The sequence below is a fragment of the Corynebacterium jamesii genome (assembly GCF_046097395.1).
GTDB lineage: Bacteria > Actinomycetota > Actinomycetes > Mycobacteriales > Mycobacteriaceae > Corynebacterium.
The window spans coordinates 2,221,231-2,234,631 of record NZ_CP175789.1; the positions used below are offsets into that span (position 1 = coordinate 2,221,231).

General features: G+C 62.0%; 7 protein-coding genes. 6 read left to right on the top strand and 1 reads right to left on the bottom strand.

The window, feature by feature from the left end; translation table 11 throughout:
• Positions 1–163: 163 nt before the first annotated feature.
• From rplJ to ACKFRT_RS09935, 6 genes are all read left to right on the top strand, one after another.
• Positions 164–679, top strand: coding sequence for a 50S ribosomal protein L10 (gene rplJ / locus ACKFRT_RS09910; protein ID WP_296212613.1), 516 nt, complete (start codon positions 164–166; stop codon positions 677–679).
• A 94-nt stretch (positions 680–773) separates the two neighbouring features.
• Positions 774–1,160 carry a 50S ribosomal protein L7/L12 gene (gene rplL, locus ACKFRT_RS09915; protein WP_296212616.1) on the top strand — a complete coding sequence of 129 codons (387 nt, stop codon included), beginning with the start codon at positions 774–776 and terminating at the stop codon, positions 1,158–1,160.
• Positions 1,161–1,312: 152 nt separating this feature from the next.
• Positions 1,313–2,371 (top strand): DUF3068 domain-containing protein, encoded by a 1,059-nt coding sequence (locus tag ACKFRT_RS09920; protein WP_408925171.1) that lies wholly within the window; start codon positions 1,313–1,315, stop codon positions 2,369–2,371.
• Positions 2,372–2,659: 288 nt separating this feature from the next.
• Positions 2,660–6,172 (top strand): DNA-directed RNA polymerase subunit beta, encoded by a 3,513-nt coding sequence (locus ACKFRT_RS09925; RefSeq protein WP_296213143.1) that lies wholly within the window; start codon positions 2,660–2,662, stop codon positions 6,170–6,172.
• Positions 6,173–6,304: 132 nt separating this feature from the next.
• Positions 6,305–10,276, top strand: a complete 3,972-nt coding sequence (locus tag ACKFRT_RS09930; RefSeq protein ID WP_408926100.1) for a DNA-directed RNA polymerase subunit beta' — start codon at positions 6,305–6,307, stop codon at positions 10,274–10,276.
• Between the two features lie 143 nt (positions 10,277–10,419).
• Positions 10,420–10,614 (top strand): DUF4236 domain-containing protein, encoded by a 195-nt coding sequence (locus tag ACKFRT_RS09935; protein WP_296212626.1) that lies wholly within the window; start codon positions 10,420–10,422, stop codon positions 10,612–10,614.
• 23 nt (positions 10,615–10,637) lie between these two features.
• Here ACKFRT_RS09935 and ACKFRT_RS09940 read toward each other — a convergent pair whose 3' ends face one another.
• Positions 10,638–13,067: an ATP-dependent RNA helicase gene (locus ACKFRT_RS09940; RefSeq protein ID WP_408925172.1), complete on the bottom strand. Its 2,430-nt coding sequence runs from the start codon at positions 13,065–13,067 to the stop codon at positions 10,638–10,640.
• Positions 13,068–13,401: the final 334 nt, after the last annotated feature.

Consider the following 13,401-nt stretch of genomic DNA (forward strand, 5'->3'; position numbering starts at 1 on the left):
TGTAGGCCGGGGATCCTACGAATGCGCCTTGTGTTTCTTGCGTATAACGCCGGAAACGCGAGGCGCTTTGTCGTTTATGTACAGTGTTGCCCTTCAAACAATGATCGTCGGTGGACGTACTGCGTAAAACGTACACCGTAAACATCAGGAAGGAGGCGAGAGTATGGCTAATCCGAAGAACACCGCTTCGCTGGAAGAGCTCAAGGCACGCTTCGAGCAGGCTCAGTCCACTCTGTTGACCGAGTACCGTGGCCTGTCCGTGGCTGAGACCACCGAGCTGCGTCGCGCTCTGGGTTCGGAAGTTACCTACTCCGTCGCCAAGAACACCATGATCAAGCTGGCTGCACGCGAAGCCGGCATTGAGCTTGATGAGTCCCTGCTGACCGGTCCGACCGCAATCGCATTCGTTAGCGGCGAGGCCGTGGACGCTGCGAAGGCCATGAAGGACTTCAGCAAGGATCACAAGAACTTCGTGATCAAGGGTGGCTACATGGACGGTGCCACGATTGATGCAGCTCAGGTTGAGGCAATCGCCGAGCTGGACAATCGCGAAACCACGCTGGCCAAGCTGGCCGGTGCCATGCAGGGTTCCTTGGCAAAGGCCGCAGGCCTGTTCAACGCACCAGCATCCCAGGTTGCACGCCTGGCCGCTGCACTGCAGGAGAAGAAGGAACAGTAAGTTCCCTCCCCACTTACATAAGACATAAAACAATTTGCCGGCCGGGCCGCCAACATATTCTGGCTCACCGGCGCAACTACGAAAGGATGCCATTATGGCTAAGCTCACCAAGGACGAGCTCATCGAGGCTTTCAAGGAAATGACCCTCATCGAACTGTCTGAGTTCGTTAAGGAATTCGAAGAGGTCTTCGACGTCACCGCTGCTGCTCCGGTTGCTGCCGTTGCTGCTGCTCCGGGCGCTGAGGGCGGCGCTGCTGCTGAGGAGAAGGACGAGTTCGACGTCGTTCTGGAGGACGCAGGCGCTAAGAAGATCGGCGTTATTAAGGTTGTCCGCGAGATCGTCTCCGGCCTGGGTCTGAAGGAGGCTAAGGAGCTGGTTGAGGGTGCTCCGAAGGCTATCCTCGAGGCTGCTTCCAAGGACGACGCTGAGGCTGCTAAGACCAAGCTGGAAGAGGCTGGCGCAAAGGTCTCCCTCAAGTAAGCTCGTCTTACTTACCTCGCTTTGGCCTAGCGCCGAATGTAGAGGTGAACCAAGCCGCCGGGAATCACGTTCTGTGGTTCTCGGCGGTTTTTTGTTGTCTTGCTACGCTAGGGTGACTACGAACCGACTAAAACGCAGATGGTGGCAGAAAAGTGACAAACCGAAAGAGCTCCGGCAAGGGTCCCTACATCCTGGGTGCACTTGGTGCACTGATTGGGGTAGCGCTGATCACTGTGGGCGTCATGCTCCCCAAGGTCGTATCGAACGAGAAGGCCGTGCCGCTAGACCTGGCCGCGACGACGATCACTTTGCACGATCCTGCCGCCGAGATCGGGCCAAACTACCAAGGGCCGGACGGCAAAAAGGAGTTGACGGCGCCGGTCAACCGGCAGTTCAAAATCACACTGGAAGAGCCCGCCACCGAGGAAGAAGCCAGTGCGCGCGTAGGCGTGACCACCGCCCGCACCGACGTTGAGGACGATTTGGAGTCGCTGCTGGAGGCGCAGGTCTGGAGCTTCACCGTGGATCGCCGCTCGGGTGAGGCGAAGGGAGGCGCCAAGGTATCGGATACCCCTGCTACTCCCGCCACCGACGGCGAGATCGCGGGATACTGGGCCAAGTTCCCTCAGGGAACCGAGCAGCGCTCCTACGACTACTTCGATATGACGCTTCGTCGCGCATTACCTGCGGAGTTCACCGGTACGCGCAATGTGACCACCGCGGACGGCCACGAGCATGAGCTGTATGTGTTCCGCCAAGAGATCCCGGCTACGTCGGTGGCAAAGGAGTACGCGGGAATCCGCAACACCATCACCGTGGAAGGCGAAGATGGGAAGCCGCAGCGTGCACAGCTATACCACGAGGGGTGGCGCGAACTGACCGTGGAGCCGGCATCTGGCTTGCTGGTGAGTGTGGAGGAGAAGGTGAAGGATACGTACCGCGATAGCTCCGGTAAGGACGTACAGAACCTGTTGAAGTTCCACGGGAAGACCCCGCAGAGTGTAACCCAGTCGATGCTGGACCAGGCCATGGAAGTTAGCGGCCAGCGCAACACCGACAAATGGGGAGTTGCATTGATTGTTGCGGGTGTTATTGTGGCAGCAGCATCCGTGGTGTTGGTTCTGTGGCTCCGCGTGAAGCGGCGGGCCGGGCTGAAGGCCGAGCGTGAGGGTGACCGCGAGGCCGTAGGAGAGATCCCAGAAGAAGCCTAGACAACTGCGCATCGATGCTATAGGATAGTTCGTTGCGCTGGATTTGATTTGTTGAGCTATCCGCTACAACGAAACGACTACAAAGCTACGCAGAAGTGATGTGAAGACATTACGCCCAAAGCAGACTTTGCCAAACGTGCCAAAAAGGCCATTTGACAAGGTCGTTTAGTCGTTTCTGCGTGGGGATAGTTTGGCAGGGAAAATCCAACTAAATCGACCATCACGAGACCGTACACACACAATTACGACCGCGCACTACAGCTCCACCACGTAGTGCCGACCGATGTTGTGCTGGAAGGACCCATCTTGGCAGTCTCCCGCCAGACCAGCTCAGTGGCCGGAATTCCCGGAGCTCCGCAGCGACACAGCTTTGCGAAGATCGATGCTCCGATTGAGGTTCCAGGCCTTCTTGACCTCCAACGAGAGTCCTTCGCTTGGCTCGTCGGTACGCCCGAGTGGCGTGCCCGCGCCCAAGCAGAGGCAGGGGAGGATGTCCGCATCATGAGCGGACTTGAGGAGATCCTCGAGGAGCTATCTCCGATTGAGGATTACTCCGAGAACATGTCCCTCACCCTGTCCGAGCCCCGCTTCGATGACGTGAAGTCCACCATCGACGAGGCGAAGGATAAGGACATTAACTACGCGGCACCGCTGTATGTGACCGCGGAATTCACCAACTCTATGTCCGGTGAGATCAAGTCCCAGACCGTCTTCATCGGTGACTTCCCGATGATGACCGACAAGGGCACGTTCATCATCAATGGCACCGAGCGTGTCGTTGTTTCCCAGCTCGTCCGTTCCCCGGGCGTGTATTTCGACGCTTCCATCGACGCATCCACCGAGCGTCCGCTGCACTCTGTGAAGGTGATCCCTTCTCGCGGTGCGTGGCTGGAGTTCGACGTTGATAAGCGAGACACCGTTGGCGTGCGCATCGACCGTAAGCGCCGCCAGCCGGTTACCGTCCTGCTGAAGGCACTGGGTCTGACCACGCAGGAGATCACCGATCGCTTCGGCTTCTCCGAGCTGATGATGTCTACCCTCGAGAAGGACGGTGTGGATAACACCGATGAGGCTCTACTGGAGATCTACCGCAAGCAGCGCCCGGGCGAGTCCCCGACGCGCGACTCTGCGCAGGCTCTGCTGGAGAACTCCTTCTTCAAGCCGAAGCGCTACGACCTGGCCAAGGTTGGCCGCTACAAGGTCAATCGCAAGCTGGGTCTGGGTGGCGACACCGACGGTGTGATGATCCTCACGGAAGAGGACATCCTGACCACCATCGAGTACCTGGTGCGCCTGCACGCCGGTGAGAAGTCCATGACTTCCCCGGACGGCACCGAGATCCCGATCGATACCGACGACATCGACCACTTCGGCAACCGTCGTCTGCGTACCGTCGGCGAGCTGATTCAGAACCAGGTTCGCGTGGGTCTGTCCCGCATGGAGCGTGTTGTGCGCGAGCGCATGACCACCCAGGATGCGGAATCCATCACCCCGACCTCCCTGATTAACGTACGCCCGGTTTCCGCGGCGATCCGCGAGTTCTTCGGCACCTCCCAGCTGTCGCAGTTCTTGGACCAGAACAACTCCCTGTCCGGACTGACCCACAAGCGCCGTCTGTCTGCGCTGGGTCCAGGCGGCCTGTCCCGTGAGCGTGCGGGACTGGAAGTTCGAGACGTTCACCCGTCCCACTACGGCCGCATGTGCCCGATTGAGACTCCTGAGGGTCCGAACATTGGTCTGATCGGTTCGCTGTCCTCTTACGCACGCGTTAACCCGTTCGGCTTCATCGAGACTCCGTACCGCAAGGTCGTGGACGGACAGATCACCGATGAGGTCTACTACTTCACCGCGGACGAAGAGGACCGCCACGTGATTGCTCAGGCGAACACCCCGTTCGACGAGAATCACCGGTTCACCGAGGATCGTATTGAGGTTCGCCTGCGCGGCGGCGACGTGGAGGTCGTCCCGTACACCGAGGTGGACTACATGGACGTTTCGCCGCGACAGATGGTTTCCGTGGCAACCGCGATGATTCCGTTCCTCGAGCACGACGATGCTAACCGTGCACTGATGGGTGCCAACATGCAGCGTCAGGCTGTGCCGCTGCTGCGTTCCGAGTCCCCGTTCGTGGGTACCGGTATGGAGCTGCGCGCTGCGTACGACGCCGGCGACATGATTATCGCGCCGAAGGCTGGCGTGGTTGAGTACGTCTCCGCTGACTACATCACCGTCATGGATGACGAGGGCGTGCGCGATACCTTCGTGCTGCGCAAGTTCGAGCGCACCAACCAGGGCACCTGCTACAACCAGAAGCCGCTCGTCGATGAGGGCGACCGCGTGGAGGCCGGCCAGGTTCTGGCTGACGGACCGGGTACCGACAACGGTGAGATGGCGCTGGGTAAGAACCTGCTGGTCGCATTCATGCCGTGGGAGGGCCACAACTACGAGGACGCCATCATCCTGAACCAGCGCATGGTTGAGGAAGACGTTCTGACCTCGATCCACATCGAGGAGTACGAGATCGACGCCCGCGACACCAAGCTGGGTCCGGAGGAGATCACCCGCGACATTCCTAACGTGGGCGAAGACGTGCTGGCAGACCTCGACGACCGCGGTATCGTCCGCATCGGCGCCGACGTCCGCGATGGCGACATCCTGGTTGGTAAGGTCACCCCTAAGGGTGAGACCGAGCTGACTCCGGAAGAGCGACTGCTGCGCGCCATCTTTGGCGAGAAGGCCCGCGAGGTTCGCGATACCTCCATGAAGGTTCCACACGGCGAGACCGGTAAGGTCATCGGCGTTCGCGTGTTCTCCCGTGAGGACGACGACGACCTGGCCGCTGGCGTTAACGAGATGGTCCGCGTCTACGTCGCCCAGAAGCGCAAGATCCAGGACGGCGATAAGCTCGCAGGCCGCCACGGCAACAAGGGTGTCGTGGGCAAGATCCTGCCGCAGGAGGATATGCCGTTCCTGCCGGACGGTACTCCGATCGACATCATCCTGAACACCCACGGTGTGCCGCGTCGTATGAACATTGGTCAGGTTCTGGAGGTGCACCTGGGCTGGCTGGCCAAGGCTGGCTGGAAGGTCGATACCGACTCCCAGGATCCGAAGATCCAGAAGATGCTGGAGACCCTGCCGGAGGAGCTGTACGACGTTCCGGCGGATTCTCTGACCGCCACCCCGGTGTTCGACGGTGCTTCCAACGCAGAGCTGTCCGGCCTGCTGCGTTCCTCGCTGCCTAACCGCGACGGCGAGCGCCAGGTCGACGACTTCGGTAAGTCCAACCTGATTGACGGCCGCTCTGGCGAGCCCTTCCCGTACCCGGTTTCCGTGGGCTACATGTACATGTTGAAGCTCCACCACCTGGTTGACGAGAAGATTCACGCCCGTTCCACTGGTCCTTACTCCATGATTACCCAGCAGCCGCTGGGTGGTAAGGCACAGTTCGGTGGCCAGCGCTTCGGTGAGATGGAGGTGTGGGCAATGCAGGCATACGGTGCCGCCTACACCCTGCAGGAGCTCCTGACCATTAAGTCCGATGACGTGGTTGGCCGTGTGAAGGTGTACGAGGCGATCGTGAAGGGCGAGAACATTCCGGATCCTGGCATCCCGGAGTCCTTCAAGGTTCTTCTGAAGGAGCTGCAGTCGCTGTGCCTGAACGTTGAGGTTCTGGCCGCTGACGGTACTCCGATGGAGCTGTCCTCTGACGATGACGATGAGCTGGAGAACGCTAACGCGGCTCTGGGCATCAACCTGTCCCGTGACGAGCGTCCGGATGCTGACATGGATGTCAGCTAGGGCGTTGACGACCCTAAACATCTGACTTTCGTACATTCGCCGTACTTTCGGCGCTTGAGCCCGACAAACAACACAGCTAAGCGCCGCAACTACCCAAAGCCCTCCGCCAAGAGGAGGGGAAAGGAAGTCCACGTGCTGGACGTCAACTTTTTCGATGAGCTTCGCATCGGACTAGCGACCGCTGATGACATCCGTCGTTGGTCCCGTGGCGAGGTCAAGAAGCCTGAAACCATTAACTACCGCACCCTGAAGCCGGAGAAGGACGGCCTGTTCTGCGAGCGCATTTTCGGCCCCACCCGCGACTGGGAGTGTGGCTGTGGCAAGTACAAGCGCGTGCGCTACAAGGGCATCATCTGTGAGCGCTGTGGCGTTGAGGTGACCAAGTCCAAGGTCCGCCGTGAGCGCATGGGCCACATCGAACTGGCCGCTCCCGTCACCCACATCTGGTACTTCAAGGGCGTGCCTTCTCGTCTGGGCTACCTGCTGGACCTGGCTCCGAAGGATCTGGAAAAGATCATCTACTTCGCCGCCAACATCATCACCTCTGTCGACGAGGAAGGTCGCCACAACGACCAGTCCACCCTGGAAGCAGAGATGCTGTTGGAGAAGAAGGAGGTCGAACAGGAACGCGATGCGGAGCTGGCCGACCGTGCCAAGACTCTCGAGGACGACCTGGCCGAGCTCGAGGCAGCGGGCGCTAAGAACGATGCCAAGAAGAAGGTGCAGAGCGCAGCCGACCGCGAGATGCGCCACATCCGCGAGCGCGCCGAGCGTGAGATCGATCGCCTGGACGAGATCTGGAACACCTTCGTCAAGCTGGCTCCGAAGCAGATGATTGTGGATGAGAACATCTACAACGAGCTGGTCGACCGCTACGAGGACTACTTCACCGGCGGCATGGGTGCAGAGGCCATCCAGACGCTGATCCGCAGCTTCGACCTCGAAGCCGAGGCCGAGTCCCTGCGCGAGGTTATCCGCGACGGCAAGGGCCAGAAGAAGCTGCGCGCTCTGAAGCGCCTGAAGGTCGTCGCCGCGTTCCTGCGTTCCGGTAACGACCCGGCCGGCATGGTTCTGGACTGCATCCCGGTTATCCCGCCGGAGCTGCGCCCAATGGTGCAGCTGGACGGTGGCCGCTTCGCGACCTCCGACCTGAACGACCTGTACCGCCGCGTGATTAACCGCAACAACCGCCTGAAGCGCATGCTGGACCTCGGTGCTCCCGAGATCATCGTGAACAACGAGAAGCGCATGCTGCAGGAGTCTGTGGACGCGCTGTTCGACAACGGCCGCCGTGGCCGCCCCGTCACTGGCCCGGGCAACCGCCCGCTGAAGTCCCTGTCCGACCTGCTGAAGGGTAAGCAGGGCCGCTTCCGCCAGAACCTGCTGGGTAAGCGCGTGGACTACTCCGGTCGTTCCGTGATTATCGTCGGTCCGCAACTGAAGCTGCACCAGTGTGGTCTGCCGAAGCTGATGGCTCTAGAGCTGTTCAAGCCGTTCGTGATGAAGCGCCTGGTAGAGAAGTCCTACGCGCAGAACATCAAGTCCGCAAAGCGCATGGTGGAGCGTCAGCGTCCCGAGGTGTGGGACGTGCTGGAAGAGGCCATCGCCGAGCACCCGGTGATGCTCAACCGTGCACCTACCCTGCACCGCCTGGGCATCCAGGCCTTCGAGCCGATCCTGGTCGAGGGTAAGGCCATCCAGCTGCACCCTCTGGCTTGTGAGGCCTTCAACGCCGACTTTGACGGTGACCAGATGGCGGTTCACCTGCCGCTGAGCGCCGAGGCGCAGGCGGAGGCTCGCATCCTGATGCTGGCTTCCAACAACATTCTGTCCCCGGCCTCCGGTAAGCCCCTGGCTATGCCGCGTCTGGACATGGTGACCGGCCTGTACTACCTGACCCTGCTGAAGAAGCCGGATGAGCTCGGCGGCCAGGGTGCCTACGCACCGGCCACCGCGGATGGTCCGGCGCAGGGCGTGTACTCCTCCCTGGCCGAAGCCATCATGGCTTACGACCGTGGCGTACTGGGCCTGCAGGCTCCGATCCACGTGCGCATCAACCACCTGCGCCCGACCGAGGAGATCGAGTCTGAGCTGTTCCCGGATGGTTGGCAGCGCGGCCAGACCTGGCTCGCGAAGACCACCCTGGGTCGCGTGCTGTTCAACGAGCTGCTGCCGTGGAACTACCCATACGCAGAGGGCGTCATGGCGAAGAAGCCACAGGCCGCCGTCATTAACGACCTCGCGGCGAAGTACCCGATGATCACCGTTGCGCAGACGGTGGACAAGCTGAAGGATGCCGGTTTCTACTGGGCAACCCGCTCCGGCGTGACCATCACCATGCACGACGTGCTGGTGCTGCCGAACAAGCAGGAAGTCCTGGATAGCTACGAGGCCAAGGCCCGCGTTATCGAGAAGAAGCTGGCTCGCGGCAAGATCAACGAGGCCGAGCGCTACCAGTCCCTGGTGGACCTCTGGAAGGAAGCCACCGACTTCGTTGGTCAGTCCGTCGAGGACCTGTACCCGGACGACAACCCGATTCCGATGATCGTGAAGTCGGGTGCTGCCGGTAACATGCGTCAGATCTGGACCCTGGCCGGCATGAAGGGCATGGTTACGAACTCGCGCGGTGAGTACATCACCCGTCCGATTAAGACCTCCTTCCGCGAAGGCCTGTCCGTGCTCGAGTACTTCAACAACTCCCACGGTTCCCGTAAGGGCCTGGCCGATACCGCTCTGCGTACCGCGGACTCGGGTTACCTGACCCGTCGTCTGGTGGACGTGGCGCAGGACGTCATCGTGCGCGAGGACGACTGCGGCACCAAGCAGGGCGCCGTTATGCCCGTCGCCGTTCCGGTTCTGGATGCCGAGGGCAAGCCGACCGGCGACTACACCCCGGCAGACTTCGTTGAGACGTCTGTTCTGGGTCGTTACCTGGCTAGCGACGCCACCGCCTCCGACGGCAACGTTATCGTCGCCGCGGGCAATGTCATTGGCGAGGGCGAGCTGAAGACCCTCCTGAACGCTGGCGTGGAGGAGGTAAAGGTCCGCTCCGTGATGACCTGTGCCACCAACACCGGCGTGTGCTCCACGTGCTACGGCCGCTCTATGGCGACCGGCAAGAAGGTGGAGATCGGCGAGGCCGTCGGCATCGTCGCCGCCCAGTCCATTGGTGAGCCGGGTACCCAGCTGACGATGCGTACGTTCCACCTGGGTGGTGTCGGTGGCGACATTACCGGTGGTCTGCCGCGTGTTCAGGAGCTGTTCGAGGCACGCGTGCCGAAGGCGAAGTCCCCGATTGCGTCGGTGGACGGCAAGGTGCGCATCGAGGACGACGACAACTTCTTCACCCTCACCATCGAGCCGGACGATGGCTCCGACGATGTGGTCTACGAGAAGCTGTCCAAGCGCCAGGGCCTGGCTACGCTGGGTAGCGGTGGCGTGGAGCGCCCGATCCGCGACGGCGACCACGTGAAGATGGGCCAGCAGCTGCTGAAGGGCGCTGCGGATCCGCACGAGGTTCTGCGCGTGCTGGGCCGCCGTGGCGTGCAGCAGCACCTGATCAACGAGGTCCAGAAGGTTTACCGCGATCAGGGTGTGGCCATCCACGACAAGCACATCGAGATCATCGTGCGCCAGATGCTGCGCCGCGTGACCGTCATTGACTCTGGCTCGACTGAGTTCCTGCCGGGCTCCCTGGTGGACCACGCCGATGCAGTGGCTGCGTCCAAGGAGGCCGTCAAGACCGGCGGCCGCCCGGTGGAGGTTCGCGCCGAGATCATGGGTATCACGAAGGCCTCCCTGGCCACCGAGTCCTGGCTGTCCGCCGCCTCGTTCCAGGAGACCACCCGCGTGCTCACGGATGCTGCCATCAACAAGCGTTCTGACAAGCTGATTGGTCTGAAGGAAAACGTGATCATCGGTAAGCTGATCCCGGCCGGTACCGGTATTTCCCGCTACCGCAACATCAGTGTGGAGCCGACGGAGGAGGCCCGTGCAGCGGCCTACTCCCTGCCGTCTTCCTTCGGCGATGGCTTCTACGCCGACGACACTTACGGCGAGTTCACCGGTGCTGCCGTGCCGCTGGACGACATGGATCTGATGTAACCCATTAGGATCCCCGGACTGGCTGCGCTGCGGGTTTGCCAGTTCACTATTTAAGCGGGCGATTCTCCTTCCGTAAGGGGGCGCCCGCTTTTTCATGCCCGTCGCCGGCAGCGCATTATCGTCAGTGCTCTATGATGTGCTGCATGGGTATGATGTTTCGCAACTCCAAGAACTTCGGTCCGTTTCGTGTGAACACCTCGTCGGGCGGTGTGGGTGGCTCCACCCGCCTAGGGCCGATGCGCATTACGCAGCGCGCCGATGGTCGCCGTTCCGTTACGATCCACACCCCGATCCGGGGCTTGAACTTCACTAAGACCTTCGGCAGCAAGCGCCGCTAGAACCAATACTTCTGGCCTGCGCGCTAGTTCTCCAGCGCCCGCTTTGTTTTCTTCGTTGCCGTAGCCGACCACGGGTCTTCCGGCCACGGGTGCTTCGGGTAGCGCCCCCGCATGTCCTTACGCACGCCCTGGTAGGGGCCGTTCCAAAAACTCTTCAAGTCGTCGGTGACGGCTAGCTCACGGCCCGCTGGCGATAGTAGGTGAAACAGAACTTTCTGCCCCGCGATAGTGGGGGATTCCGCCAGCCCGAAGCATTCCTGCAGCTTAACGCGCACAATCGGCCGCCCGGTTTCGTAGTGAACCTTCGGAGCTGATCCGCTGGGTACTTCCAGTCGTTCCGGCGCGAGCTCGTTCATTCGCCCTGCCTCGGGCCACGGCAGTTGGCGCATGATCGCCTGATACGCGTCGATGTCGGCGATTCTTTCGCCCGCCACGACCCGCTCGGCCTCGGGGGTGTAGTCGCCTGCCGCTAGGTCCGGCCACGGTTCGCCGAGCTGCTCGCGGAGGTAGTCGACTCGCTCTTTCATTCTGGACGCCCCCTCCGTCATCCGCATCCAACCCAAGCCCTCGGCAGCCAAGGCTGCGACCGCTTGGGCTTTCTCTTCTTCGCCCAGCTGGCTGACGGAAACTGGAGTGCTGGATAGCTCGATGGCTCCGAGGTGGCGGGTGCGCCGGGCGCGTAGCTTGCCGTCGGATACGTGCGCGGTGATGTTTTCTTGAGCCTGCGACATATCCGGTTGCGTCAGCCGGGCAGCCGCGCGGATCAGGGGAGTGCGACCCAGCTGCACTTCCGCCACTGCCAACCATTCGGACCCGCCGAGCGGGCGGCGTAGCTCCGGCGCGAGGGTGGCGCGGGTGCCGGAGGCCAGCAGGTACTCGGAGGCTTGGCTGCTGCCGCTGTTGCCTCTGTTTCCACTGCCGTCGCTGGCTTCCATCAGCTTCGCCACGCGGTCCGGGTATGAGGAGGCTACAACCTCGCCGGGAGTGGCCGGGCCGTGGTCGTCCACCATCCGCGCGAAGCGACGCACCTCGGCTGCCGCGGGTTGCGCCTCGGCCAGATCCCCCTGTAGGCCGATCGAAAGGGCGGCGACCACCTCGGCGGCACCAGAGCCGTGCGCCAACAGAGCCGCCCCCAGGCGCGGGTCGGCGGGGATGCGGGCCAACTTCTGGCCCATCTCAGTAATCGCGCCGTTCCCGTCCAGCGCACCTAGAGCGCGTAGTTCCTTGTGGGCATCGGTGAGAGTTGCGGCCGGAGGGGCGTCTAGAAGAGAAATATCGGGGGAGCCCCAAGCAGCGAGCGTGAGGGTGGCGGCGACGAGGTCTGAAGAGAGGATTTCCGGGGTGATGTCCGGCGCAAAGTGTGAGTAGTCGGCTGCGGAATAGGCGCGGTAGACCTGCCCGGGACCGAGGCGACCGGCACGACCAGCGCGCTGGTCGGCGCTGGCCTTGGACGTAGACACGGTGACTAGGCCCGTCATGCCCCGCGCTTGGTCGCGACGGGGTGTACGAGATAGACCGGCATCGACCACCGCGTGGACGCCGGGGACAGTGAGGGAGGACTCGGCGATGGAGGTGGCGACGACGATGGGGGAGCCGCCGGTAAGTGCAGCATCCTGCTCGCGAGAGGTCAGGCCGCCGTGGAGGGGAGCCGAACCCGGAAGATGCGAGCAGACCCAGTCGATTTCCTTGCGGCCCGGAACGAAAACGAGCGTGCGGTGGTCTGGGTGGCCGGATTCGCGCCTGCTTGTGTGTACCTGGAGGGCAAGGTCCGCAACGTGCCGGTAGAAAGCCGGTGAGCCCTGGGCGCGCTCGGGGTGTGGGTGGTATGAGATGTCCAGGGGATGGGTGACCGCCGGGGTGAATACAACCTGCGCACCCATGTATTCCGCGAGCTTCTGCGTATCCACGGTGGCGGACATGGCGCAGAGGTAAAGCTCTCCGACGGGGTCGCCTTCGCGCAGCAGTGCGACCTCCTGGCACATGGCCAATACAAGGTCGGAGTCCAATTGGCGCTCGTGGACCTCATCGATGAGAACCGCCCCCACGCCTTCCAAGGCAGGGTCGGCCAAGAGGCGATTGAGTAGCACGCCGGGGGTGACGAATTCCACGAGCCTGCCGGGGTGGTGTTCGCCGCGGATGCTATAGCCGACGCGGTCGCCTACGCGGGAGCCGTCGAGGTGGGCGAGGCGCCGGGCGGCGGCGCGGACGGCCACGCGACGAGGTGCGGTGACCAGAACTTTCGGCGGGATGGTCGGGGTGGTCGGGGGCTCTCCCGTGGCTTCGTCGGCTGTGCGCGCCAGAATATTGGACAGCGCGGGCGGGACGAGGGTTGTCTTACCAGTTCCCGGCGGTGCTTCCACCACCAAAGGGCCGCGTTGGGGAATTCGGGGGAGCAGCTCGGCGGCGGGTAGCCCCTCGCCGATGGACGCAAGGTCGAACGGGTAAGGAAACATCGGGATGATTGTAGGCCAGTGCGTTTAAGAAAATGGGATTTGGTAGCTGGCACAAAGTGCACTAAACTCCTCCCCGTAGATTGTATTGTCTCCACTGGTGCAGTGGCGGCCCTAGAACAACCGAGGTTCGGATTGGCCCGAAACCGACGGATGCTCGAAGGCTGGTTGTGCAGCTGGGGTGCGATGCAGGGATCTCCACGTAGATACGTGGGGTGATACACCACGGAAGAGGCCCCGTAAGGAAGAGCCCCTTATTTTTCGTGTGTGCGCATCCTTTGAGATTCCCACGCTACAGATGCTCAAACCGCAGAGCAGTCGCCGCCGAGGCGGCCGC

Bases quoted from the DNA above. Each gene is read 5' to 3' on its own strand.
- rplL (WP_296212616.1), top strand. From the start codon at position 774: ATGGCTAAGCTCACCAAGGACGAGCTCATCGAGGCTTTCAAGGAAATG.
- rplJ (WP_296212613.1), top strand. From the start codon at position 164: ATGGCTAATCCGAAGAACACCGCTTCGCTGGAAGAGCTCAAGGCACGC.
- ACKFRT_RS09940 (WP_408925172.1), bottom strand. From the start codon at position 13,067: ATGTTTCCTTACCCGTTCGACCTTGCGTCCATCGGCGAGGGGCTACCC.
- ACKFRT_RS09935 (WP_296212626.1), top strand. From the start codon at position 10,420: ATGGGTATGATGTTTCGCAACTCCAAGAACTTCGGTCCGTTTCGTGTG.